Here is a 25,291-nt window from a genome sequence, read left to right on the forward strand (position 1 = left end):
TATATGGGACACCACCTTACCACTTTATTGTTTTATCACCTGACAGAAATATAAATCACAGATCATAATCATAGAAACATAAATCATAAATCACAAATCATAAATCACAACGTGGCAACGATTGATATCATTATCCTTATTGTAATAGGCGCCGGAGCGGTGGTAGGCTTTGTAAAAGGCTTTATCCGCCAGTTGGCTTCTATTTTGGGGTTAATAGTCGGGCTGCTGGCGGCGAAAACTTTATATGCCTCTTTGGCGGAGAAACTTTGCCCGACAGTGACGGATTCGATGACAGTTGCGCAGGTGTTGGCTTTTATCATGATTTGGATTGCCGTGCCGTTGATTTTTGTACTGATAGCTTCGTTATTGACAAAAGCAATGCAAGCAATCTCGCTGAACTGGCTGAACCGCTGGTTAGGGAGTGGGCTGGGAGCACTTAAGTTTCTGTTGTTAACAAGTGTAGTGATCGGTGCGATAGAGTTTGTGGACAGCGATAATAAGTTAATTAGTGCAACAAAAAAGGAAGAATCTTTGTTATATTATCCGATGGAAACGTTTGCGGGGATCTTTTTCCCTGCTGCGAAGAATATGACGCAACAATATATATTAGAGAATAAAGATGCAACAAGAAGAACCCAATAAAATGAAACCCAATCAGAAAGACGAACTCGAAAAGAAGACTGATAATGAGTTTGTCCGGAAATTTGCGGAGGAGAAATATAAATACGGTTTCACCACAGAGGTGCATACAGACATCATTGAGCGTGGACTTAATGAAGATGTCATTCGTCTGATTTCATCGAAAAAAGACGAACCGGAGTGGTTGCTGGAGTTTCGCCTGAAAGCGTACCGCCACTGGCTGACGCTGGAGATGCCGACTTGGGCACATCTCCGTATCCCTGAAATTGACTATCAGGCGATTTCTTATTATGCCGATCCGACGAAGAAGAAAGAAGGACCGAAGAGCATGGAGGAAGTCGATCCTGAATTGATAAAGACGTTTAATAAACTGGGTATTCCTTTGGAGGAACAGATGGCTCTTAGCGGAATGGCGGTGGATGCCGTTATGGACTCCGTTTCCGTAAAGACTACCTTCAAGGAAACGCTGATGGAGAAAGGAATTATCTTCTGCTCGTTCAGTGAAGCCGTGCGGGAACATCCCGATTTGGTGAAGAAATATATGGGCTCGGTGGTAGGTTACCGGGATAATTTCTTTGCCGCGTTGAACTCCGCTGTCTTTTCTGACGGCTCTTTTGTGTATATTCCGAAAGGGGTACGTTGTCCGATGGAACTTTCCACCTATTTCCGTATCAATGCCCGTAACACGGGGCAGTTTGAACGTACGCTGATTGTGGCGGACGACGATTCGTACGTTTCTTATCTGGAAGGATGTACGGCGCCGATGCGGGATGAAAATCAGTTGCATGCCGCTATCGTTGAGATAATCGTACACGACCGTGCAGAGGTAAAATATAGTACTGTTCAGAACTGGTATCCGGGCGATGCGGAAGGTAAGGGCGGTGTATACAACTTTGTGACTAAACGCGGTAACTGCAAGGGAGTGGATAGTAAATTATCCTGGACACAAGTGGAAACCGGTTCGGCCATCACTTGGAAATACCCTTCCTGTATTCTGACGGGCGATAACTCGACCGCTGAATTCTATTCCGTAGCTGTAACGAACAACTATCAGCAGGCTGATACCGGAACGAAAATGATTCATTTGGGCAAGAACACCCGCAGTACGATTGTAAGTAAAGGTATCTCCGCCGGACATAGTGAGAACTCCTATCGTGGGTTGGTACGTGTGGCCGAGAAAGCGGATAATGCCCGCAATTATAGCCAGTGTGACTCTCTGTTGCTGGGAGATAAATGTGGTGCGCATACTTTCCCTTATATGGATATTCACAATGAAACGGCAGTGGTGGAACATGAGGCCACAACGAGCAAGATCAGTGAAGACCAGATATTCTATTGCAACCAGCGCGGTATTCCGACAGAAGACGCTATCGGGCTTATTGTGAACGGATATGCAAAAGAAGTATTGAATAAACTTCCGATGGAATTTGCGGTAGAAGCACAGAAGCTGCTTACTATCTCATTGGAAGGAAGCGTGGGGTGAGTTACTAGTTGGCAATTTACGATTTACTATTTGGCTGCGCGCTTATAGGAGGTAAATTGTCGGTAGTATAGGTTTTTAATAGTAAATAGTAAATGGAAAAATAGTACATATAATCATGTTAGAAATAAAAGACCTGCATGCCAGCATTAATGGCAAAGAGATATTGAAGGGTATTAACCTGACGGTGAATCCCGGTGAGGTGCACGCTATTATGGGGCCGAATGGTTCCGGTAAAAGTACGCTTTCTTCCGTATTGGTGGGAAATCCGGCTTTTGAGGTAACAAAAGGTTCGGTCACGTTTTATGGAAAGAACCTGTTGGAGTTGAGTCCTGAAGATCGTAGCCATGAAGGGATCTTTCTTAGTTTCCAGTATCCGGTAGAGATTCCGGGTGTGAGCATGGTCAACTTTATGCGTGCTGCTGTGAATGAGCAACGCAAGTATAAAGGTCTGCCTGCGCTGACAGCCAGTGAGTTTCTGAAACTGATGCGTGAGAAACGTGCGGTGGTAGAGTTGGATAATAAGTTGGCTAACCGTTCGGTGAATGAAGGCTTTTCGGGTGGTGAAAAGAAACGGAATGAGATTTTCCAGATGGCCATGTTGGAACCGCGGTTGAGTATCCTTGATGAAACGGACTCCGGTTTGGATATTGATGCGCTCCGTATTGTTGCGGAAGGAGTGAACAAACTGAAAACTCCTGAAACAAGCACGATCGTTATTACTCACTACCAACGTTTGCTTGATTATATCAAACCTGATATTGTACATGTCCTTTATAAAGGTCGTATCGTAAAAACTGCCGGACCGGAACTTGCGCTGGAACTGGAAGAAAAAGGATATGATTGGATCAAGAAAGAAGTAGGAGAATAACAAATAATAAGTTATGATAGTTGAACAACAATATATAGACCTCTTCTCACAGACGGAAGCAATGATCTGCAAGCATAGCGCCGAAGTGCTGAATGCGCCTCGTGCAGCTGCATTTGCCGATTTTGAACGCCTCGGATTTCCGACTCGTAAGATGGAGAAGTACAAATATACGGATGTGAGCAAGTATTTTGAACCGGATTATGGTTTAAACTTGAATCGTCTGGCTATTCCGGTCAATCCGTATGAAGTGTTTAAGTGCGATGTGCCGAATATGAGTACCGCCCTGTATTTTGTGGTAAATGACGCATTTTATAATAGAGCACTTCCTAAAGTCAATCTGCCGGAAGGTGTGATTTTCGGCAGCTTGAAAGAAGTGGCCGGACAGCATCCGGAATTGGTGAAGAAGTATTACGGTCAGTTGGCAGATACTTCCAAAGATGGGGTGACTGCTTTCAATACAGCTTTTGCACAAGATGGTGTTGTATTTTATGTGCCGAAGAATGTAGTAGTAGAAAAACCGATCCAGCTGGTAAATATCCTGCGTGCAGATGTCAACTTCATGGTGAACCGCCGCGTACTAATCATCCTGGAGGATGGCGCGCAAGCCCGTCTGCTGATTTGTGACCATGCAATGGATAACGTGAACTTCCTGGCAACACAAGTGATTGAAGTATTTGCAGGTGAGAACACGGTATTCGATATGTATGAACTGGAAGAAACACATACAAGCACCGTTCGTATCAGTAACCTGTATGTAAAGCAGGAGGCAAACAGCAATGTATTGTTGAATGGAATGACCTTGCATAATGGTACTACCCGCAACACCACTGAAGTATTGTTGGCAGGAGAAGGAGCCGAGATAAACCTCTGTGGCATGGCAATTGCCGATAAGAACCAGCACGTAGACAATCATACAAGCATTGACCATGCCGTACCGAACTGCACCAGCAATGAGCTGTTCAAGTACGTACTCGACGATCAGTCGGTAGGCGCGTTTGCCGGACTGGTACTGGTGCGTCCCGATGCGCAACATACGAACTCCCAGCAGACTAACCGGAATCTTTGTGCTACGCGTGATGCGAGAATGTACACACAACCTCAATTGGAGATTTACGCGGATGATGTGAAATGTTCGCATGGAGCAACGGTAGGCCAGTTGGATGAGGGTGCATTATTCTATATGCGTTCACGAGGTATTGCAGAGAAAGAAGCCCGTTTGTTATTGATGTTCGCATTTGTCAATGAAGTGATTGATACCATTCGTTTGGAGGCACTGAAAGATCGCCTGCATCTATTGGTAGAGAAACGTTTCCGTGGCGAGCTGAATAGATGTCAGGGCTGTGCCATTTGTAAGTAACCACTAATAATTAATAAACGTGGATATTCAAAAGATACGTGAGGATTTTCCGATATTGAGCCGTACGGTTTACGGTAAACCTTTGGTTTATTTCGACAACGGTGCGACGACGCAGAAACCCCGTCTGGTAGTTGATGCGTTGGTGGATGAATATTATTCCGTTAATGCCAATGTGCATCGCGGTGTGCATTATCTTTCGCAACAAGCTACGGAATTGCATGAGGCTTCCCGTGAAACGGTGCGTCAGTTTATCAACGCCCGTAGCACGAACGAAGTTGTCTTCACCCGCGGAACGACGGAAAGCATCAACCTGCTTGTTTCCAGCTTTGGTGACGAATTTATGGAAGAGGGGGATGAAGTGATTCTTTCCGTGATGGAACATCATAGTAACATCGTTCCTTGGCAACTGTTGGCTGCCCGCAAGGGAATTGCCATCAAAGTGATTCCAATGAATGACAAAGGCGAACTCTTGCTGGATGAATACGAAAAACTATTTTCCGAACGAACGAAAATAGTCAGCGTGGTTCATGTTTCAAATGTGCTGGGTACGGTGAATCCGGTGAAAGAAATGATTGCAACGGCTCATGCGCATGGCGTACCTTGTCTGATAGACGCTGCACAGTCTATCCCTCACATGAAAGTGGACGTACAGGAGTTGGATGCTGATTTTCTGGTGTTCTCTGCCCATAAAATATACGGTCCGACAGGTGTCGGAGTGCTTTATGGAAAAGAAGAGTGGTTAGACCGCCTTCCGCCTTATCAGGGAGGAGGAGAGATGATTCAGCATGTCTCTTTTGAGAAGACTACTTTCAACGAACTTCCTTTCAAGTTTGAAGCCGGTACGCCCGACTACATCGGAACTACCGGACTGGCAAAAGCTCTTGATTACGTGAATGGACATGGACTTGAGCAGATAGCCGCCCATGAGCATGAACTGACAACTTACGCTTTGCAACGGCTGAAAGAGATTCCCCAGATGCGTATATTCGGTGAAGCAGCCGAACGGGGAGCAGTCATCTCCTTCCTGGTAGGAGATATCCATCATTTCGACCTCGGAACGTTGCTGGATCGTTTGGGTATTGCCGTGAGGACGGGACATCATTGTGCACAACCTCTCATGCAACGTCTTGGTATAGAAGGAACTGTACGGGCTTCGTTTGCCATGTACAATACGAAATCGGAAATAGATACATTGGTGGCGGGAATTGAACGCGTCAGCAAGATGTTCTAACAATATAAGCCGCTATTCCTGTGGGATGGCGGCTTTTTTTATTCTTTAACTAAAAAAAGATGCCTTCAAGTGCAGTGATTTGAGCTTTTGTGCGTCTAATAGGTAAAGAAACAAAATGTTCATTGAATATTAGGAGGGTCGTGAGACCATGCTCATATTATATAAATTCTCTCTCTTTAACATTAATCGCAGCTATATCGTAAGAAATTACGGTGTAGCTGCAACTTTTTTAGGGGGACTTGCGTCTAACTAAATACATATAACTTACAGATAACTAATAAAGAAAAAACTATGCTGATGACAACCACTCCCATCATTGAGGGAAAACGAATAGTGAAATATTATGGAATAGTTTCCGGAGAGACAATCATAGGTGCCAATGTATTCCGCGACTTGTTTGCAAGTATTCGGGATATTGTGGGTGGTCGTTCCGGTTCTTATGAAGAAGTGCTGCGTATGGCAAAAGATACAGCGTTGAAGGAAATGGAGGCACAAGCAGCTCAAATGGGAGCTAATGCCGTGATAGGTGTTGATTTGGATTATGAGACAGTTGGAGGTAGTGGCAGTATGCTGATGGTGACTGCTAACGGTACAGCCGTAAAGATTGAAGAGGATTAATTGATTATTGTTTTTTTACTACAGAGAACACGGAAGACGCAACGCATATACTTTGTTTAGTATCAATGGTATAAAACACTGTGTCCTCCGTACTTCTGTGGTGAATATTATTCGGCAGTCAGCTCAATCACACGGCTGAAAGCCTGATTGGTAGTGAAAGCATTGATTCCTACTTTCATCAGATAATCTCCTGAATAAGTCTTCTCATTGGCAGCAAGATTCGATTTAGAGTTCGGCATCAGGTTGATTTCTTTCACCTTATACATTTTCTTCGCATCCAATCCCTGAAGTTTAACCGGGAGCAGCTTCTCACCGAAACGTGGGTGGATATCGTAGGTATAAAGCACTGCTTTGTTCTTATCCGGTGCGGCGTACATGACAGACATGTGATTACCATCGTATGGAGAAACCAGTCTGTACTGGTCACCATCCAGAATCACTTTCTTCAGACGCGTCCAGTTGGCAACTGCGTTTTGGCAAAAAGTCTGTTCGTCCGCATTCAGCTCTTTCAGTCCGAGGTCGAAGCCCAGTTTGCACATACTTGCTACATCGGTACGGAATTTCACGCTTGTCTTCTTGTTCCAGCTGGTTACGTGTGCATCCATTGCTTTTGCAGGGAAGATTTGTGAGAATCCCCATTGGATAAACAGGCGCTCTATCGGGTCTGTATTGTCACTGCACCAGAATTCTGTGAAGTATTTCAATGCTTCGTAGTCGCAACGGGCGCCACCGCCGGAGCAAAGCATCATCGGTACGTTCGGATATTTGTCTTTGATACGTTCCAATACATTATATATACCACGTACATGGTCGATATAAAGTTGTCCTTGTTTATTCTTCAAATAGGGAGAATAAATATTTGTGATGGGAGAGTTGCAGTCCCATTTAAAGAAAGCCACTTCCGGGTTCGCTGTCAGGATGTTATCCACTACGCCAAACACAAAATCCTGTACTTTCGGGTTGCTAAGATCGAGCACCAGTTGGTTACGGTAATAGTATGTTTCCCGATTGGGCAGAGTGATTGCCCAGTCAGGATGCTTCTCGAACAATTCACTTTTGGGGTTTATCATCTCCGGTTCGATCCAGATACCGAATTTTACTTCGGCTTCTTTGGCCGATTTCACGAGTGCGGGAATACCGCCCGGCAGTTTGGATTTCATCACTTCCCAGTCACCCAGTCCGGCATTGTCGCTGTTGCGAGGATGCTTGTTGCCGAACCAGCCATCATCCAACAAGAACATATCTACACCCAGATGTTTGGCTTCTTTCATCAGTTCGGCAAGCAGTTTCTCATCGAATTTGAAGTACGTATTTTCCCAGTTATTCAATAAAGTCATGCGGTCGCCTTGTCCGTCTTTCAGTTGGTAGTTGCGTGCCCATGCGTGGAGGTTGCGGCTGGCTTCGCCCGTACCGTTGTTGCTGAAAGTAAAGATGAATTCGGGAGTGGTAAATACTTCGTTCGGTTTTAGTTCATAATCAGATGCATACGGGTTGATGGCGGGGATGACGCGGAGGTTGCCTACGTTGTCCACTTCAAAGGTAAACTGGAAGTTGCCTGTCCATCCGATAGTCCCTAGCATGGCACGTCCTTGTGTTTCCTGTGCCGGTTGCTCAAAACCAAGTTCGAAGAACGGGTGGGTATGCATGGCGGCACGGCTTCCCAGTTTGGTGTCGATCACCTTTTTGCCGAACAATAGAGGTTGTGTGCTCATTTGTGCTTCTTTAGCCCAGTCGCTGCTGAATTCAGTCAGATAATACTCGTTTCCGGAGAAATAAAGCATCGTCGAAGCATAACGCCAGATGGTGACAGGTTTCTTTTCAGCATGTTTGATTTCACTCCACGTCTTGATGACGTTTTCTTTCGGATAAGCGATGTAATGCAGCGTGACTTCCACCGGGTACTGATCGTCTTTCAGTTGGATGACTGTCTCCGTGCCGCCTGCCACTGCTTTTTGTTCGGAAGATACATAACGGAGAATCGTGCTCGGGTTTCCATCATTGTGCGTGATTGCTACAGCCGGTTCAAAATAATCCTCGGCGCCGGAGCCCGGATATACTTCCCATCCACGGGTAGATACGCTTCCGTCACTTCCACCTTTCACGTATGGAGAAAAGTTGTTGATGTCTTTCTCGTTCAGTAACTTATCGCCCAGATAAGCCTGATAAAGTCGTCCGTTGGGAGCTACTTGGAGAATTAAGTCTGTGTTGTCCGTTGCGATGCGGATAACGTTCTTTTCCTGGGCGTTCACTTGTGCCAGGGTAAACAATGCCGTAAGTAATACGAAAAGTTTCTTCATGGTTTTTTAATAATTAATTAGGTATTAGTTAGTTTGTGGGCATATAATGCCACAAAGATAATTATAATTCGTTTGGTATGAACTAGAATTTGATGCTTGCGCTAAATTCTACGGTGAATGGGCGTAAATAGTTTCCACTCATATAATTTCCGGCGTATTGGACAGCTTCTTCTTTCGTAATCAGTTCCGAACCGTTGATGGTTCCGCTGGCTCCTTTCTGATTCAGGAAGTTGATGACTGTTGCCCCCAGAGACAGGTGCTTGTTTACGTTTCAGTTGATTCCTCCGAACGTTTCCCAGCGCCCGTTGAAGTAGAGCGCTTCCTGAAGATTGGCGTACGTCTTGCCGAAATAGCGGAAACTAAGCTAGAGGCGTAAGTCTTTCGTGATGTTGTAGCTTGGGTCGAGTTCGACAAGTATCTGCGGGATCTCTTTTACGATCATTCCGTTGGCATTGACAGACCTTTCCTCACTCGATTTTATCCGTATCATCCGGCTAAAACATGCTGCGGAATTGTTGCAGGAGGGAGAACTGCGCACCAATGAAATTTGTGACAGGGTAGAATTTCAGTCACCTTCTTACTTCGCCAAAGTATTTCAGAAACAGTTTAAAGTTACTTCTACGGAGTTTGCCCAGCAGAATAAGTAGAGAATGGCATATAGTTAGTTGTTATTGACTATTATTCGTTATCTCTTTGTTTGAATTTGAACTGAAATTAGTTCATTTCTATACAGAAATACCCCAAGATACTATTGCTGACAATAACTCGTCAATATGCAGCTTCTATTTCTTTCTCTTGCTTATATTATTTTTTCAATTGCCTAAGGAGTTTTCGTTTGACAGTTGTTGAACGAACGCTTGACATATGTTGAACTATCGCTTGACTATAGTCAAACGAAAACTCCTTAGGCAATGAAATAACTATTAATAGGTAAACGATTGCTTAAAAATAACTGATAAAATCATTAGTGGCAATTGATCCCAAACCAGGCAATTTCTGGTTAAATGGGAATTTAATTCAGACAGAAGAACATAAGAACAAAAAATAAAATAGCAGTTCAATAAGCAACAGAAATAATTTTCAAAGCGCAGCTTTTATGTTCTTTTGTTCTTATGTCTAAAAAGAACTACCATCTGCTCATTTGTCCAAAAGGACGTATAAAAAATAGAATGATTCAACTCTGTAAATTCTTTCTTTTTTACTTGCTTATTTCGATTGATTTCCATACTTTTAGCCTCCGTAATCCTTTAAAAATTGACCCTATGGACAACATTCTTTTCTGGCTCGTTCCAGTCGCTTCCGTGTTAGCCCTCTGCTTTGCTTATTACTTTCATAAGCAAATGATGAAAGAGAGTGAAGGTACACCCCAAATGATAAAAATAGCTGCTGCTGTACGCAAAGGAGCTATGTCTTATCTAAAGCAACAATACAAAATAGTAGGTTGGGTATTCTTGGGGCTGGTTATTTTGTTTTCAATTATGGCATACGGCTTTCATGTACAGAATGCATGGGTTCCTATTGCTTTTCTTACAGGTGGATTCTTCTCCGGGCTTTCCGGATTTCTGGGGATGAAGACGGCGACATACGCGTCCGCTCGTACCGCTAATGCTGCCCGTACTTCTCTGAATGCAGGATTAAGAATTGCTTTCCGAAGTGGTGCCGTGATGGGACTGGTGGTCGTTGGCCTGGGACTGCTCGATATTTCTTTTTGGTATCTGTTGCTGAATGCAGTGATTCCTGCTGATGTACTGACACCTACTCATAAACTCTGTGTAATCACTACCACCATGCTGACATTTGGTATGGGAGCTTCTACCCAGGCGCTCTTTGCCCGTGTAGGCGGTGGTATCTATACAAAGGCAGCCGATGTCGGAGCCGACTTGGTAGGCAAAGTAGAAGCCGGAATCCCGGAAGATGACCCTCGTAATCCTGCCACTATTGCCGATAATGTGGGCGATAATGTAGGCGACGTGGCCGGTATGGGAGCCGATTTATACGAATCTTACTGTGGCTCGATTCTGGCAACAGCCGCACTGGGTGCTGCTGCTTTTATTCATTCGGCAGATACAGTGATGCAATTCAAGGCAGTGATCGCCCCGATGCTGATTGCGGCTGTTGGTATTATCCTTTCTATTATAGGTATATTCGCTGTCCGTACCAAGGAGAATGCGACAATGAAGGACCTGCTCGGCTCTTTGGCTTTCGGTACGAATCTTAGTTCCGTATTAATTGTTGCTGCTACATTCCTTATTCTGTGGCTTCTGCAACTTGATAACTGGATTTGGATTTCTTGTGCCGTAGTAGTCGGACTATTGGTAGGTATTATCATCGGACGTTCTACAGAATATTATACTTCCCAATCCTATCGCCCTACCCAGAAACTAAGTGAAAGCGGTAAGACCGGACCTGCCACCGTAATTATCTCCGGTATCGGTTTAGGTATGCTTTCTACGGCTATTCCGGTAATTGCAGTCGTAATTGGTATCATTGCTTCCTATTTGTTGGCTTCCGCCGGCGATTTTGCCAATGTCGGTATGGGACTGTATGGAATCGGTATTGCGGCTGTCGGCATGCTTTCTACTTTAGGTATCACTCTGGCAACGGATGCTTACGGCCCGATTGCGGATAATGCAGGAGGTAACGCAGAAATGTCCGGCTTGGGTGCCGAAGTCCGCAAACGTACCGATGCGCTCGATTCATTGGGGAATACGACTGCTGCCACCGGAAAAGGTTTTGCAATCGGTTCCGCTGCATTGACAGGGTTGGCTTTGCTGGCTTCTTATATTGAAGAAATCCGAATCGGCCTTACACGGCTTGGTAATGTAGATCTGACCTTTGCGGATGGTAGTTCCATCAGTGTGGCGAATGCTACTTTTATCGACTTTATGGATTATTATGAAGTACATCTGATGAATCCGAAAGTTCTTTCGGGTATGTTCCTCGGTTCCATGATGGCTTTCCTGTTCTGTGGATTGACAATGAATGCCGTAGGACGTGCAGCGGGGCACATGGTAGATGAAGTACGTCGCCAATTCCGTGAAATAAAGGGTATTTTGACAGGAGAAGCGGAGCCGGATTACGAACGTTGTGTTGCAATATCAACAAAAGGTGCGCAACGTGAAATGGTTGTGCCTTCCTTAATCGCTATTATTGCCCCTATCCTTACAGGTCTTATTTTCGGTGTTCCCGGTGTGCTCGGTTTGCTGATTGGTGGCTTGAGCAGTGGCTTCGTACTGGCTATCTTCATGGCTAATGCCGGCGGTGCATGGGATAATGCAAAGAAATATGTAGAAGAAGGAAACTTTGGAGGAAAAGGCGGTGAAGTTCATAAAGCAACCGTAGTAGGAGATACCGTGGGCGATCCGTTTAAAGATACATCCGGGCCGAGCTTGAATATCTTAATAAAGCTAATGAGCATGGTAGCCATTGTAATGGCAGGGCTTACTGTTGCCTGGAGTTTATTCTAAAAAAAGCAGGAAAGAAGTAAGAAAAAGGAGGCAAAACAAGTCTCCTTTTTTAATTTGAATTACCTTTGTGTCAAAATAGAAGCGATAAATATGTTATTACCTTATTTGAACGAGAATCTGATTGAAGCCGGATGTGATGAGGCCGGTCGTGGATGTTTGGCGGGAGCAGTATACGCTGCTGCGGTTATTCTTCCGAAAGATTTTAAGAATGAACTGTTGAATGATTCCAAGCAACTGTCGGAAAAGCAACGTTATGCACTGCGTGAGGTAATAGAGAAGGAAGCGATAGCCTGGGCGGTTGGCGTCGTGTCACCGGAAGAAATTGATGAAATAAATATCCTGCGGGCTTCTTTCTTAGCCATGCATCGTGCAGTGGATCAACTGACTACCCGCCCACAGCATTTACTAATCGACGGAAACCGTTTCACTAAATATCCCGACATCCCCCATACCACGGTAGTGAAAGGCGACGGGAAATATCTTTCAATAGCTGCGGCTTCTATTTTAGCCAAGACATACAGGGACGATTATATGAACCGTCTCCACGAAGAGTTTCCTTATTATGACTGGGATCACAATAAAGGCTACCCAACTAAAAAACATCGCGCCGCCATTGCCGAACGTGGAACCACTCCTTACCATCGAATGACGTTCAATCTCCTGGGAGACGGACAGCTGACTTTGAACTTCTGAAGTCACTTTGTTTCATTTTACACATATTTTCTACATTTTTTTGCAGAATAAGCACGATTTTGTTACGGATAACCCTAAGATTGTTCTGTTTAGGCTAAAAAAGTGTTGCCTAGTGCTTTTATTTGTTATTGAAATGCTATATCTTTGCAAACAATAATAAGAATTAAAAAGTTTAAAATCATGGCAACGAACAAACTATTGTGGTCTTCTAAAATTATTGGGGTATTTTTTATGATGTTGGTTTGCACTCTTTCTGCAAATGCACAGTTTTTACGTACTTCTTATTTCATGGAAGGTACCCATTATCGTCAACAACTAAATCCGGCTTTAACACCGACGAAAGGTTATTTCAACCTTCCGGTAATTGGTGCAGTTAATGCAACTGTTGGTTCTACTTCATTAGGTTATCAAGATATCATTGATATCATTGATGATGGTGACGATTTCTATACTAAACCAGATTTTATGAATCGTCTGAAAGGTAATAATAAGTTGAATGTGAACTTCAGTACGGAGATTCTCTCTGCAGGATGGTACAAAGGTAAGAACTTCTGGTCATTCAATATCGGTCTGCGTACAGATATCGGTGCTAACTTGACTAAGAATATGTTCAGTTTCCTGAATCAAATGGAAACAATTGAGGATAACTGGAGAAATAGCAACTATGATATTAGTGGTCAGCAACTGAATATCAATGCCTATACGGAAATAGGTTTAGGACTTTCACGTCAGATTAATAGTCGTTTAACTGTTGGTGCTAGAGTTAAGGCTTTATTAGGTATCGGCAACATGGAGTTGAAACTTAATAAAATTGCGATGAGTGCTAATTTGCCTACTGATCAACAAATCAATCAATGGTCAAGTGAGAGCTATTGGTCAGGCAGCTCTGCAGAAATTGTTGCAAAGGCTCAAGAATTGAAAGCTAAGTTTGATAATTATCATGCAAACTTAACTGTCGGTGCCGAACTGAAGAGTTCTTTCAAAGGCCTGGAATTAAAAGAAGAAGAGGGTAAAGACTATGTAACTGATTTCGACTTTGACAGTGGTAAATTAGGTATTGCTGGTTATGGATTTGGCATCGACTTAGGTGCATCTTATAAAATTCTGGATAATTTGACTGTATCTGCCTCTATTCTTGATTTAGGCTTTATTTCTTGGTCTAAATCAAGTACAAAAATAGCATCAGCTAATCCGGATCCAATTGATATTAAAGGAAGTACTTATGCAGGCATGATTGATCCGGCCAATGCACAATCTAGTGTTACAAATGCATTGAATCAGTTGCAAAACGATGCTGAAAATTACATGGATCTTGTGACACAAGGTGATGTGCTTAACTATGATATGTTGCAACTTGAAGTAGGAGATGCTAAAGAATCTCGTAAATCTCGTCTTGCTTCTACTCTTGTACTAGGTGCAGAATACGGATTCTTCAATAACAAATTAGCAGTCGGTGTATTGTCAACAACTCGTTTTGTACAGCCTGATGCTCTTACAGAATTAACATTCTCCGCAAACTACCGTCCGAAAAGCTGGTTCAATGTAGCGCTTAGCTATTCAGCTATCCAGTCAGCCGGTAAATCTTTCGGTTTGGGTCTGAAGTTAGGTCCTCTGTTTGTCGGAACTGACTACATGTTCTTAGGAAAGAACTCTAACTCTGTTAATGGATTCGTTGGGGTATCTATTCCGTTAGGTGGAAGAAAAGCAAATAAAGAAGGATAAATATTTTAATTTCTCTCTAAACATTCTCTTTTAATTAATTCTCTATAGAATAAAAAACGTATAATTACAGCTTACCGTCATAAAGAATCCTTATAAAGGGTTATAGATGGTAAGCTGTTTTTTTATGTTCCTCCTTTTAGAACCACTTAATCTTCCGGAATATTACAAACGCAAGCGTTGACAATCCGATGGAAAAGAGCACAATCAAAGAGAAAGCAAAGGGCACTTCTTCCAGGTGAATATCCACATTCATGCCATAGAAACTGGCAATCAATGTCGGAAGCATCAGGACGATGGAGAGGCTTGTCATACGTTTCATGATCGTATTCACATTATTGGAGATAATAGAGGCAAAAGCATCCATTGTCCCTGTGAGGATATCACTGTAAATATTCACCGTATTGAGCGCCTGTTTCAGCTCGATAATTACATCTTCCACTAATTCAGTGTCCAGATAATCCGTATCCTGAAAAATAGTCCTTAACTTACCGATCATCACTTCATTTCCACGGATGGAAGTATTGAAGTAGACAAGTGTTTTTTGCAGTCTCATCAAGCGAAGCAAATCCTCGTTACGGATACTCCGTTCCAATTCCTTTTCTGCGGCACTGATGTCTATGTTTATCTGCTTTAGATATTTCAGGAACCACACGGCAGAAGAATAGATTAACCGGAAAATCAGATCCAGCTTGTTGCGTACAACGATCCCTTTTCGACGGGTATGCTCTATGAAATCCGGTAACAAATCTGTGTTGTGATAACAGACGGACACAATAATCTCGTTATTAGTGATAATTCCAATCGGTACGGTGTCGAAAGGCAGACTGCCATTCTGTTTGTTCACTACCGGGATACGAAGAATCGTCAACAACCAGTTGCCTTCCGTATCCGTACGCGGACGTTCGTCCGTGTCGGCTATATCGTTCAGAAATGATTCGGGTACGTTGAGAGTTTGAGTTAGAAATTCAAAGTCATCATTGTTTGGGCATACTACATTTACCCAGCTGTTGGGAAGCCATTGTGCTTTTTCCACAAAGCCAGCCTCACAATAAAGATACGTTCTCATCTTATTGCCTCCTTTCGTTTGTTTGACACGAGCAGAGGCATCAGTCTTCAATGGCTCTGTTCGCTTTAATTAATACTAGTTGTGCACGTTCGCGGGTTTGAATCGTCCATATTTCTATGATTTTAATTTAAAAGCGAGGCAAAGGTACGGAAAAATGAAGTAAGTTCCGCCTTTTGTATCCTGTTTTTCGATAAACATGTTGAAAGTTGTTTTACAAAGTAAGAAAAAGACCCATAGCCTGATACACTTCTGCCCTGTAACTTAACATAGATTAAACGTTTACGTAACCATCTTTTTTGTACCTTTGCACCCGAAAATCAGTGTGATAATTTAAATATTAAAATATTATGAGTAAGAAAGCCCTTTTAATGATCCTCGATGGTTGGGGATTAGGCGACCAAAAGAAAGACGACGTAATCTTCAACACTCCCACTCCTTATTGGGATTATCTGATGAGTACTTATCCTCACTCTCAACTTCAGGCAAGCGGTGAAAACGTGGGTTTGCCCGACGGACAGATGGGTAACTCGGAAGTAGGTCACTTGAATATCGGTGCCGGACGCGTGGTTTATCAGGACTTGGTGAAAATCAATCGTGCATGTGCGGACAATAGCATCATGAAAAATCCTGAAATTGTTTCTGCTTTCTCTTATGCAAAAGAAAATGGAAAGAATATTCACTTTATGGGGCTGACTTCTAACGGTGGTGTACACAGCTCACTCGTTCATCTCTTCAAACTTTGCGATATCGCAAAAGAATACAACATCAACAATGCATTTATCCACTGCTTCATGGATGGCCGTGATACTGACCCGAAGAGTGGTAAAGGCTTTATCGAAGAACTTTCTGCACACTGCGAGAAATCAGCAGGAAAGATTGCTTCTATCATCGGCCGTTATTATGCAATGGACCGTGACAAGCGTTGGGAACGTGTAAAAGAAGCATACGACCTGCTCGTAAACGGTGTAGGCAAGAAAGCTACTGATATGGTTCAGGCAATGCAGGAATCTTACGACGAAGGCGTGACAGACGAATTCATCAAACCGATTGTAAACGCTAACTGCGACGGAACAATCAAAGAGGGTGATGTAGTGATCTTCTTCAACTACCGTAACGACCGTGCCAAAGAGTTGACTGTCGTACTGACTCAACAAGATATGCCGGAAGTTGGCATGCATACTATCCCGGGGCTGCAATATTACTGTATGACTCCGTATGATGCATCTTTCAAGGGCGTTCATATCTTGTTCGACAAAGAAAACGTGTCCAACACATTGGGCGAATATCTTGCTTCCAAAGGCTTGAGCCAACTTCATATCGCTGAAACAGAAAAGTATGCTCACGTAACATTCTTCTTCAACGGTGGACGTGAAACTCCATTCGATAAAGAAGAACGTATCCTTGTTCCTTCTCCAAAAGTTGCTACTTATGACTTGAAGCCGGAAATGAGCGCTTTTGAAGTAAAAGATAAACTGGTAGCTGCCATCAACGAGAACAAATATGATTTCATCGTAGTGAACTTCGCTAATGGTGACATGGTTGGTCATACCGGTATTTACGAAGCAATCGAGAAAGCGGTTGTTGCTGTAGACGCTTGTGTGAAAGATGTAATCGAAGCCGCTAAAGCACAAGATTACGAAGCAATTATCATTGCCGATCATGGTAATGCTGACCATGCTTTGAACGAAGACGGTACTCCGAACACTGCTCACTCTTTGAACCCTGTTCCTTGTGTTTATGTAACAGAGAACAAGGCTGCGAAAGTAGAAGATGGTCGTTTGGCAGATGTTGCTCCGACTATTTTAAAGATTATGGGACTGGAAGTTCCGGCTGAAATGGACGGAAACGTTTTGATTAAGTAATTTAGATTTCTATAATTGGGAGGGCGGAGTAGAACTCCGCCCTTTTTGTCTCACATAAGGTTTAAAATGATACAAATAGGTGATGTAGTAGTGTCTCTTGATGTATTTCAGGAGAAGTTCCTTTGCGATTTGGGCGCCTGCAAGGGGGCTTGTTGTATTGAAGGTGATGCTGGTGCTCCGGTAGAGCTGGACGAGGTGATGGAGTTGGAAGAGGTTTTGCCGGTTATTTGGGATGAACTGGCTCCGGAAGCACGTGCGGTGATTGAAAAGCAAGGAGTAGTATATACGGATGAGGAAGGTGATCTGGTGACTTCTATTGTTAATAATAAAGACTGTGTGTTTACCTGCTACGATGAAAAAGGCTGTTGCTACTGTGCTATTGAGAAGGCTTATCGGGAGGGGAAAACAGACTTCTATAAACCGGTGTCCTGTCATCTTTATCCTATCCGGATCGGCGATTACGGGCCCTATAAAGCGGTGAATTATAATCGTTGGGATGTATGCAAAGCAGCAGTTTTGTTGGGGAAAAAAGAGAATCTTCCCGTATATCAGTTTTTGAAAGAGCCTTTAATCCGTAAGTTCGGTGAAGAATGGTACAAAGAGCTGGTTACTGTTGCTGAAGAGCTGAAAAAGCAACAATATATTTAAATTCTCTTCCGGTTCTTGCGTATGCAATATAGCTGATAGAGCAAAATGCACAATGCGATTATGATTCCGCATGCCGGCATAATCCATGCTTCCGGATGGATAATAATCAAGAAGATACAAGTCGCGATCACGCAGGAAGTCAGTACAATAAGAAACAACCTGATCTTTGCAAATAACGGATTGGGCGCAGTAGTTTTCATTTTCATAGTTATGTTTTCTTTGCTTTTTATGCAAGATAGTGATTTTGTATGGAAAACGTTTCTGCTGTTAGGTTTTATTAAGAGATGGGCGGTTGAACGATTCGAACATGAAAGCCCCTTCAGACAAAAGAAAAACGCCGATCGAAGGATGTTCCTTCGCCATCGGCGTTTCCTCGTTGTAAGATGTGAGGTTGGTTTATAAAAACGTAATATTAAAATTATGCATCGATATTTGCATACGTTGCATTCTCTTCAATAAACTCGCGGCGTGGCCCTACATCTTCACCCATCAACATAGAGAAGATATAATCAGCTTCTGCGGCGTTGTCAATATTTACTTGTTTCAGCATACGGTTTTCAGGGTCCATAGTTGTTTCCCACAACTGTTGGGCGTTCATCTCACCCAAACCTTTGTAGCGTTGTGTATGAATTGCATTTTCTGAACCACCGCCGTAAGTGTCAATAAACTTTTGGCGTTGTGCGTCTGTCCAGCAATACTCTTCTACTTTACCCTTTTTGCAGAGGTAGAGCGGGGGAGTGGCGATGTACAGATAACCGTTCTGGATAACCTGTGGCATATAACGGAAGAAGAACGTCATGATCAGTGTGTCGATGTGAGAACCATCGACGTCGGCATCGGTCATGATGATAATCTTGTGATAGCGCAGCTTCTGTATGTTTGCTTCCTTGCTGTCTTCATCAGTTCCGATAGTCACACCGAGAGCTGTGTAGATATTGCGGATTTCATCACTTTCCAAAGCCTTGTGATACATGGCTTTTTCTACGTTCAGAATCTTACCGCGTAATGGGAGGATCGCCTGGAACATACGGTTACGTCCCTGTTTGGCAGTACCACCTGCCGAGTCTCCCTCGACGAGGAACAATTCACATTTTGAAGGATCCTTATCCGAACAGTCGGCCAACTTACCCGGCAGACCACCACCCGACATCGGCGACTTGCGTTGTACCATTTCACGGGCTTTTCTTGCAGCGTGACGTGCAGTAGCAGCAAGAATCACTTTGTCGACAATTGTTTTGGCTTCCTTCGGATGTTCTTCCAGATAATATGCTAATACTTCGCCCACTGCCTGGTCAACAGCACCCATCACTTCGTTGTTACCCAACTTTGTTTTAGTCTGTCCTTCAAACTGTGGTTCAGCTACTTTTACAGAAATAACGGCAGTCAAACCTTCGCGGAAGTCATCTCCCGAAATTTCAACTTTTACCTTTTCCAGCATCTTGCTGTCTTCGGCGTATTTTTTCAACGTACGAGTCAGCGCACGGCGGAAACCTGCCAAGTGTGTACCACCTTCAATGGTGTTGATATTGTTGACGTATGAGTGAACGTTTTCGGAGAATCCGGTATTGTACATGATAGCCACTTCAATAGGAATTCCCTGCTTTTCGGAGTTCAGATAGATCACATCGTTAATCAAGTGCTCGCGTGAAGACTCGATAAAACGTACGAACTCTCTCAAACCTTCTTCTGAATAGAACTGCTCGCTCTTGAAACTTCCATCTTCGTTCACCACCCGACGGTCAGTTAGAGAGATGCGAAGACCGGCGTTCAGATAAGCCAATTCGCGCAGACGTGAAGCCAGAATCTTGTAGTCGTATACCGTTTCAGTAAAGATGGTACCATCCGGCCAGAATTGCTGGCGGGTTCCCGTAATGTCGGCTGTACCGACTTCCTTTACAGAATAAAGCGGTTTACCGATCTCGTATTCCTGCTGATAGATTTTACCATTACGGAATACTTGTGTAGTCATGTGGGTAGACAGCGCGTTTACGCAGGACATACCTACACCGTGCAAACCTCCGGATACTTTGTAAGAACCTTTGTCGAATTTACCTCCGGCGTGCAATACGGTCATGGCTACTTCCAGTGCCGACTTCTTTTCTTTCTCGTGATAGTCAACCGGAATACCGCGTCCGTTGTCCTGTACTGTGATTGAATTGTCTTCGTTGATTGTTACTTCGATATGGTCGCAATAGCCGGCCAATGCTTCGTCGATAGAGTTGTCAACGATTTCGTATACCAAGTGGTGAAGTCCCTTGACGCTGATGTCACCAATGTACATCGCAGGGCGTTTTCTTACTGCTTCAAGACCTTCCAATACTTGGATACTATCCGCAGAATAAGACCCGTTATTGGGAGTGATTTGTTCTTCGCTCATAATTGCCTTTCTAACTTTAATAACAGAGCAAATATAGTGAAAATTGTCGACTTGACGAAGAATAATCAGTGAAAAATAAAGAATGCGGGCGGTTTCTCTGTATTGTTAATAGGTTTGATATTCAGTGGGTTATAAACAAGAAAGGCCGAACTTAAAAGTTCAGCCTAGATGCTATATAGAATTGTTAAATTCTTGTTATTAAGCGAGCTTGTTGATGTAAAGAGCCAACTTAGATTTCAGATTGTTAGCTTTGTTTTTGTGAATGATGTTCACTTTAGCCAACTTATCCAACATCTTTGTAATGCCTGGGTACATTGCAACTGCTTCTGCTTTATCAGTAGTTGCACGAAGCTTTCTAACAGCATTTCTCATGGTCTTGCCATAATATCTGTTGTGAAGTCTTCTTGTCTCTTCTTGTCTGATTCTTTTCAGTGATGATTTATGATTTGCCATCTCGACTAATCTATTTTTTTAGTTCTTTATTCTTTTAACTTGTAGCCCGTGGGGGAATCGAACCCCCCTTTCAAGAATGAAAATCTTGCGTCCTAACCGATAGACGAACGGGCCATCCTGTTGTAGCATTTCTGCTTTTTGCTTTCTCGAATCTGTGTTTGTTTCTCGATTGCGGATGCAAAGGTAGGAACTTTTTTGAAAATGGCAAATGATTCATAGAAAAATTTTCAATGAATATGTGTTTTTTTTCACAGATGTCTTTCTTTTTGGCTGATATTCAGTGAAATATATGGTTGTGATTTTTATATAAAAAAATCTCTCCTGTGAAAAACAGTAGGAAGCATTTTTTCTTACCACCTTATTATATATAGCGAAATAAAAAAGCTGCTTATTGGTAACTTCTTTTGTAACTAAATGATTCTTTAGGCGACTAACGGAACAAATACCGGAGACGATGAATGATAACAAAGAATTTATAGGCATACTGCTACAAAATAAGCGTATCATTTATAAGGTTTGTTTCATGTACGCGCAAGATAAGGAAGTGGAAGCGATATTTAACGCCGTATGTCTCCGATTATTTTGTGTTTTTTTGTAGCTTTGCTTCGGATTGGAAACGAGATAAATTCGGTTATGCTGCAAAAAACGAAAGGAATAGTTCTTCATACATTGAAATACAATGATACATCTATCATTGTGGATATGTATACAGAGTTGTCCGGCAGGGCTTCTTTTCTTGTAACAGTGCCCCGTTCGCGGAAAGCGGCTGTGAAATCCGTACTTTTCCAGCCGTTGTCTTTTATTGAGTTCGAGGCCGACTATCGCCCCAATGCAACTCTCTATCGTGTGAAGGAAGCGAAATCCTTTTATCCTTTTTCTTCCATTCCATACGATCCGTATAAGTCTTCGATGGCACTTTTCCTGTCGGAGTTTCTTTACAGGGCTATCCGGGAGGAGGCGGAGAACCGTCCGTTATTTGCTTATCTGCAACATTCCATCATTTGGCTGGATGAGTGTGGAGACGGCTTTGCCAATTTCCATCTGGTGTTCCTGATGCGTCTTTCCCGTTTCCTGGGACTTTATCCGAATCTGGAGGATTATCATACCGGCGATTACTTTGATTTATTGAATGCCTGCTTCACTTCTATTCGTCCCCAGCTGCATTCTTCCTATATCAATCCCGAAGAGGCTGCCCGTCTCCGTCAACTGATGCGCATGAACTATGAGACAATGCATCTCTTTGGCATGAGCCGTGCGGAGCGTACCCGTTGCCTGACGATTATGAATGATTATTACCGCTTGCATCTGCCCGACTTCCCGGCATTGAAATCATTGGAAGTGTTGAAAGAACTGTTTGATTAATTAGTAATTTCTTGCAGGTTTGTATGCTGTTCCTGAAAATATATGTTACTTTTGTCGGTAGAGAACAAAAGAGAATGAACAAGCGAGAAACAATATGAAAAGATTCCTGTACCTGACGGTCTGTTTTTTTATCCTAGGGAAGTTTTATGGTTGTAACGGAGACGTGTTTGTCGACGACTTCCGTTCTTCCGATTCCGAACTGACGCTGGACGGGAACGGGGATGTTGCCACTATTCAATTTGCAGCTGCCAATTGGGATTGGATGTATGTAGCCTTCGATTTTCCCATTCAATATAACATATATGATGCGGACAATCGCCTGATAACAACCGACCAAGGTCCATCGCTGAACGGGTTGGGAAAGATTGTGTGCACCGGAGAGATGATTGATTTCACCATCGAACGCGTTCATCCCAAAGAAGTGAAGATAACGGTGGGCGAGAATGCCCTTTCCGCTCCTTTTCAATTCCAGCTCAGGGCGAGCAACGAGTATGAGTGGCAGGAGATACGCGTCGAGATTTCTCCGACAGACAGATATGTGATGGATAGTATCATTTATTCTTTGGATGCATACTCTTACGATCCGGAAAACAAGATAGAGAAAAAAGAAGGCGTCTCCTTTCATAACTTAACAGATGGTTCGTCTACATACACGCTTTTTCCTTTCGAGTCTTTTTACCATTTTATGAGATTTAAAAGCGATGTGCCCGAAGCCTTTCAACTACTGGGCGAAGCTGGTCTGACAGTGGAAATACCAAGCATGAAAGATGGATATTTAGGGATGAACGGTAAACGGGCGCCATTCATTTCTGCGCAACAAATGTTGCCTTGCTCCAATACGGAGCAGAAAAAAGACATAATCCCTCCCAGGACTTCTCGATACTACATCTTATCGATGGTATATGATTGGTTGGAAACGAGATATACCCTTTATGTTTCTCACCCCAAAACCAAGAAACAACGAATCGTAACCGGCACGTTGCATAGCGAAATGCCTGTAAAATACTACATAACACACAAGGATATCCCTTTCAACAACTAACCGATCAACAACTAATATATCAATGATTAGAAATAGGAACGCCATACGGTTACTGTGCCTCCTTTGCCTTCTGGTACATCCGGCAATCAACGCAAATCTGGAAGCCCAGACAATCATTGGGCAACGGAACGATAGCGTCAGCCATCCCCTGATCTGCCATCAGCTTGGCTTCGACATCCGTCCGGGATATATCGTCTCCACCCATAGTTTTCTGCAAGGAGACAATGCGCAGCAAAAGAAAATCGACCAATCGCTTTCCTTCCATTTCAAGTACGCTTTCAGATTCAGCAAAGAATCCAACCTCGGCAGGCTCTTTCCCCATACCTATCAGGGTATTGGCATTTCCTACCATACTTTCTTTAGTCCCGCTGAATTGGGAAATCCCGTGTCGGTATACGCTTTTCAAGGGTCACGTATCGCGCAACTGTCCCCCCGTCTGTCGTTCGATTACGAATGGAACTTCGGGGCTTCTTTTGGCTGGAAGAAATATGATGAACTATCCAATCCGCAAAACGTGCTGATTGGCTCCAAGATCAATGCGTACATCAATCTCGGCTTTTTGCTGAACTGGCAAGTTCACAAGTACTGGAAACTGGCGGCAGGTGTAGATCTCACCCATTTTTCCAATGGAAACACGCATTATCCCAATGGCGGTCTTAATGTTATTGGAGGAAGAATCGGCATCGTGCGTACTTTGGGCGTGGATGAGGGACCCGGTCCCATCACTCCCGGACGGCTCTTTATAAAACCTCACGTCAGCTATGATCTGGTGATCTACGGAGCCACCCGCAAAAGAGGACTGATTGGAGACGATGTGTCGAGTATGATTCCCGGTTCGTTTGGCGTGGCGGGCGTCAATTTCGCCCCGATGTATAATTTCAACAACTATTTTCGGGCAGGGTTTTCTGCCGATGCGCAATATGATGAGAGTGCCAATCTTAAAGAGTATAGAGTGGGCGAGTATTACTCGGGCGATTTGAAGTTTCATCGTCCTCCTTTCCGCGAGCAGTTTTCCGTAGGTTTATCTCTTCGGGCAGAGCTGGTGATGCCTGTTTTCTCTATCAATGTCGGCGTCGGTCGGAACCTGATATACAGCGGTGATGATACAAAAGGGTTCTATCAAGTTCTGGCTCTCAAGACTTATGTCACCCGTCATTTGTTTCTACACGTGGGGTATCAGTTGAGCAAATTTAAAGACCCCAACAATCTGATGTTGGGGCTTGGATATAGATTTCATGATAAGCGATGAAAGAGTAATCTTCGCTTGTTAATAACTTCCTTTTTTCAATTTAATTAAAATGTAAGCCCTCCTAATTGAATTATTCCATTATCCTTCCAAATATAATTAACTTTTACTTCTGTGATACCGGCATCAGGATACCGTTGCTGATATTCTACTGTTTTATCACTCTGTAGGATATATCCGTATGACATTCCTGTGGCAAATTTAAAACCGAATTTCTCTGTTTTATTATCATACATTAGGGTTAAAGAGGTAATGTTCCATTCGTATGTACCTTCTTTGAATATTCCCGAATCAGTTTCCATTGTGAACTTCTTGGTTTCCTGATTGAATGTATAAGTGGCACCAATGAATGGTTTCTCTTTTTCTCGTAATTCAACTTCTATTTCTGGGGGGATTTTTAGATCTACAGCTTTTATTATTACTCCCGGATAATCAGGGTTACCTTTTAATGGAATTCCCCAATTGATGATTTCCGGACTGTTGAAGTATTTGACATATACGTAGATTTCACATGCTATTTTTTTATTATCAGTATCGATAAGTCGTATCATGGTGCTCCCACTTTTGTATGTAGCGATGCATACGCCCATTTCGTCAAGAGTTGCAGTTGCAATTTCTTGATTTTCTGATTCTAACTTATAGTTGTGCTCTGTTAAGTCTGTTTCTATGATGACATGCCTTGTGTCTCCTTCCCATATAGAAACTGATTCCTTTTCAACTTCGTATGGTTGTTCTTCAGAGCAACCATACGAAGATGCCAGTAATAATACGAATAGTAAAAATCTATCAATTCTCATACCTTTAAATGTTTGTTGCAAATATATGCTAATATGGGTGATAATCCCTTTGTTTTACTGGCT

At 43.1% G+C, this 25,291-nt stretch carries 20 protein-coding genes, 1 tRNA gene and 1 pseudogene; 15 read left to right on the forward strand and 7 right to left on the reverse strand.

The genetic code is table 11. The features are described from left to right. Positions 1-111: 111 nt before the first annotated feature. The 6 genes from BXY_RS13115 (at position 112) to BXY_RS13140 (ending at position 6,196) form a co-directional block, all read left to right on the forward strand. Positions 112-642, forward strand: a complete 531-nt coding sequence (locus BXY_RS13115) for a CvpA family protein (protein ID WP_004315413.1) — start codon at positions 112-114, stop codon at positions 640-642. After that, complete coding sequence (sufB, locus tag BXY_RS13120) at positions 620-2,122, forward strand: Fe-S cluster assembly protein SufB (protein WP_004309458.1); 1,503 nt, start codon at positions 620-622, stop codon at positions 2,120-2,122. Before BXY_RS13115 ends, sufB begins: the two co-directional genes overlap by 23 nt. Positions 2,123-2,237: 115 nt before the next feature. Further along, entirely contained in the window at positions 2,238-2,990 is a 753-nt protein-coding gene (gene sufC, locus BXY_RS13125; protein ID WP_004307398.1) for a Fe-S cluster assembly ATPase SufC, read from the forward strand. 13 nt (positions 2,991-3,003) lie between these two features. Continuing rightward, positions 3,004-4,347: a Fe-S cluster assembly protein SufD gene (gene sufD / locus BXY_RS13130; protein WP_004309459.1), complete on the forward strand. Its 1,344-nt coding sequence runs from the start codon at positions 3,004-3,006 to the stop codon at positions 4,345-4,347. A 19-nt stretch (positions 4,348-4,366) separates the two neighbouring features. After that, positions 4,367-5,578, forward strand: coding sequence for an aminotransferase class V-fold PLP-dependent enzyme (locus tag BXY_RS13135; protein WP_004309460.1), 1,212 nt, complete (start codon positions 4,367-4,369; stop codon positions 5,576-5,578). Positions 5,579-5,869: 291 nt separating this feature from the next. Further along, positions 5,870-6,196: a heavy metal-binding domain-containing protein gene (locus tag BXY_RS13140; RefSeq protein WP_004315412.1), complete on the forward strand. Its 327-nt coding sequence runs from the start codon at positions 5,870-5,872 to the stop codon at positions 6,194-6,196. Positions 6,197-6,303: 107 nt separating this feature from the next. Here the strand turns inward: BXY_RS13140 and BXY_RS13145 are convergent, their stop codons facing one another. Next, the gene (locus BXY_RS13145) at positions 6,304-8,493 is read right to left on the reverse strand and encodes an alpha-galactosidase (RefSeq protein ID WP_008642744.1); all 2,190 of its coding nucleotides are present in this window, start codon (positions 8,491-8,493) and stop codon (positions 6,304-6,306) included. A gap of 82 nt (positions 8,494-8,575) precedes the next feature. After that, a pseudogene (locus tag BXY_RS23590) lies at positions 8,576-8,953 on the reverse strand (TonB-dependent receptor); the annotation flags it as partial. Here BXY_RS23590 and BXY_RS13150 point away from each other — a divergent pair. The 4 genes from BXY_RS13150 (at position 8,940) to BXY_RS13165 (ending at position 14,375) form a co-directional block, all read left to right on the forward strand. Beyond that, positions 8,940-9,140: a helix-turn-helix domain-containing protein gene (locus BXY_RS13150; protein ID WP_004309462.1), complete on the forward strand. Its 201-nt coding sequence runs from the start codon at positions 8,940-8,942 to the stop codon at positions 9,138-9,140. The pseudogene BXY_RS23590 and the gene BXY_RS13150 overlap by 14 nt on opposite strands. A 615-nt stretch (positions 9,141-9,755) precedes the next feature. Beyond that, complete coding sequence (locus BXY_RS13155; RefSeq protein WP_134993269.1) at positions 9,756-11,960, forward strand: sodium-translocating pyrophosphatase; 2,205 nt, start codon at positions 9,756-9,758, stop codon at positions 11,958-11,960. Between the two features lie 90 nt (positions 11,961-12,050). Next, a complete protein-coding gene (locus tag BXY_RS13160) occupies positions 12,051-12,653 on the forward strand; it encodes a ribonuclease HII (RefSeq protein WP_008024096.1) in 603 nt (200 codons plus the stop codon). Between the two features lie 180 nt (positions 12,654-12,833). Beyond that, on the forward strand, positions 12,834-14,375 hold the full coding sequence (locus tag BXY_RS13165; RefSeq protein WP_015532153.1) for a DUF5723 family protein: 1,542 nt from the start codon (positions 12,834-12,836) through the stop codon (positions 14,373-14,375). A gap of 136 nt (positions 14,376-14,511) precedes the next feature. Here the strand turns inward: BXY_RS13165 and BXY_RS13170 are convergent, their stop codons facing one another. After that, on the reverse strand, positions 14,512-15,441 hold the full coding sequence (locus BXY_RS13170) for a magnesium transporter CorA family protein (protein ID WP_008770430.1): 930 nt from the start codon (positions 15,439-15,441) through the stop codon (positions 14,512-14,514). 347 nt (positions 15,442-15,788) lie between these two features. On the opposite strand from BXY_RS13170, the gene gpmI reads away from it, so the two are divergent. Then, on the forward strand, positions 15,789-17,303 hold the full coding sequence (gene gpmI, locus BXY_RS13175; RefSeq protein ID WP_004309469.1) for a 2,3-bisphosphoglycerate-independent phosphoglycerate mutase: 1,515 nt from the start codon (positions 15,789-15,791) through the stop codon (positions 17,301-17,303). Positions 17,304-17,369: 66 nt separating this feature from the next. Further along, complete coding sequence (locus BXY_RS13180; RefSeq protein WP_004315408.1) at positions 17,370-17,951, forward strand: DUF3109 family protein; 582 nt, start codon at positions 17,370-17,372, stop codon at positions 17,949-17,951. A 418-nt stretch (positions 17,952-18,369) separates the two neighbouring features. Here the strand turns inward: BXY_RS13180 and gyrB are convergent, their stop codons facing one another. The 3 genes from gyrB to BXY_RS13195 form a co-directional block, all read right to left on the reverse strand. Next, a complete protein-coding gene (gyrB, locus tag BXY_RS13185) occupies positions 18,370-20,328 on the reverse strand; it encodes a DNA topoisomerase (ATP-hydrolyzing) subunit B (RefSeq protein WP_004315406.1) in 1,959 nt (652 codons plus the stop codon). Between the two features lie 198 nt (positions 20,329-20,526). After that, complete coding sequence (gene rpsT / locus BXY_RS13190; RefSeq protein WP_004309474.1) at positions 20,527-20,781, reverse strand: 30S ribosomal protein S20; 255 nt, start codon at positions 20,779-20,781, stop codon at positions 20,527-20,529. 42 nt (positions 20,782-20,823) lie between these two features. Beyond that, positions 20,824-20,895 (reverse strand) — tRNA-Glu (locus tag BXY_RS13195). A 519-nt stretch (positions 20,896-21,414) separates the two neighbouring features. Between BXY_RS13195 and recO the strand changes: the two genes are divergently transcribed. The 3 genes from recO (at position 21,415) to BXY_RS13210 (ending at position 24,434) form a co-directional block, all read left to right on the forward strand. Next, entirely contained in the window at positions 21,415-22,143 is a 729-nt protein-coding gene (gene recO / locus BXY_RS13200; RefSeq protein ID WP_004309477.1) for a DNA repair protein RecO, read from the forward strand. Between the two features lie 94 nt (positions 22,144-22,237). Further along, positions 22,238-23,185 (forward strand): hypothetical protein, encoded by a 948-nt coding sequence (locus BXY_RS13205; RefSeq protein ID WP_008642755.1) that lies wholly within the window; start codon positions 22,238-22,240, stop codon positions 23,183-23,185. A gap of 22 nt (positions 23,186-23,207) precedes the next feature. Further along, positions 23,208-24,434, forward strand: coding sequence for an acyloxyacyl hydrolase (locus tag BXY_RS13210; protein WP_008642757.1), 1,227 nt, complete (start codon positions 23,208-23,210; stop codon positions 24,432-24,434). A gap of 44 nt (positions 24,435-24,478) precedes the next feature. Here BXY_RS13210 and BXY_RS13215 read toward each other — a convergent pair whose 3' ends face one another. After that, entirely contained in the window at positions 24,479-25,228 is a 750-nt protein-coding gene (locus BXY_RS13215; RefSeq protein ID WP_004309490.1) for a hypothetical protein, read from the reverse strand. Positions 25,229-25,291: the final 63 nt, after the last annotated feature.

Source organism: Bacteroides xylanisolvens XB1A (genome assembly GCF_000210075.1).
In the GTDB taxonomy this organism is placed as follows: Bacteria; Bacteroidota; Bacteroidia; order Bacteroidales; family Bacteroidaceae; genus Bacteroides; species Bacteroides xylanisolvens.

What these genes read in the sequence shown, in the direction of transcription:
- sufB (WP_004309458.1), top strand. Translation starts at nt 620, where the DNA reads ATGCAACAAGAAGAACCCAATAAAATGAAACCCAATCAGAAAGACGAA.
- sufC (WP_004307398.1), top strand. Translation starts at nt 2,238, where the DNA reads ATGTTAGAAATAAAAGACCTGCATGCCAGCATTAATGGCAAAGAGATA.
- sufD (WP_004309459.1), top strand. Translation starts at nt 3,004, where the DNA reads ATGATAGTTGAACAACAATATATAGACCTCTTCTCACAGACGGAAGCA.
- BXY_RS13140 (WP_004315412.1), top strand. Translation starts at nt 5,870, where the DNA reads ATGCTGATGACAACCACTCCCATCATTGAGGGAAAACGAATAGTGAAA.
- BXY_RS13145 (WP_008642744.1), bottom strand. Translation starts at nt 8,493, where the DNA reads ATGAAGAAACTTTTCGTATTACTTACGGCATTGTTTACCCTGGCACAA.
- BXY_RS13155 (WP_134993269.1), top strand. Translation starts at nt 9,756, where the DNA reads ATGGACAACATTCTTTTCTGGCTCGTTCCAGTCGCTTCCGTGTTAGCC.
- BXY_RS13160 (WP_008024096.1), top strand. Translation starts at nt 12,051, where the DNA reads ATGTTATTACCTTATTTGAACGAGAATCTGATTGAAGCCGGATGTGAT.
- BXY_RS13165 (WP_015532153.1), top strand. Translation starts at nt 12,834, where the DNA reads ATGGCAACGAACAAACTATTGTGGTCTTCTAAAATTATTGGGGTATTT.
- BXY_RS13170 (WP_008770430.1), bottom strand. Translation starts at nt 15,441, where the DNA reads ATGAGAACGTATCTTTATTGTGAGGCTGGCTTTGTGGAAAAAGCACAA.
- gpmI (WP_004309469.1), top strand. Translation starts at nt 15,789, where the DNA reads ATGAGTAAGAAAGCCCTTTTAATGATCCTCGATGGTTGGGGATTAGGC.
- BXY_RS13180 (WP_004315408.1), top strand. Translation starts at nt 17,370, where the DNA reads ATGATACAAATAGGTGATGTAGTAGTGTCTCTTGATGTATTTCAGGAG.
- gyrB (WP_004315406.1), bottom strand. Translation starts at nt 20,328, where the DNA reads ATGAGCGAAGAACAAATCACTCCCAATAACGGGTCTTATTCTGCGGAT.
- rpsT (WP_004309474.1), bottom strand. Translation starts at nt 20,781, where the DNA reads ATGGCAAATCATAAATCATCACTGAAAAGAATCAGACAAGAAGAGACA.
- recO (WP_004309477.1), top strand. Translation starts at nt 21,415, where the DNA reads ATGCTGCAAAAAACGAAAGGAATAGTTCTTCATACATTGAAATACAAT.
- BXY_RS13205 (WP_008642755.1), top strand. Translation starts at nt 22,238, where the DNA reads ATGAAAAGATTCCTGTACCTGACGGTCTGTTTTTTTATCCTAGGGAAG.
- BXY_RS13210 (WP_008642757.1), top strand. Translation starts at nt 23,208, where the DNA reads ATGATTAGAAATAGGAACGCCATACGGTTACTGTGCCTCCTTTGCCTT.
- BXY_RS13215 (WP_004309490.1), bottom strand. Translation starts at nt 25,228, where the DNA reads ATGAGAATTGATAGATTTTTACTATTCGTATTATTACTGGCATCTTCG.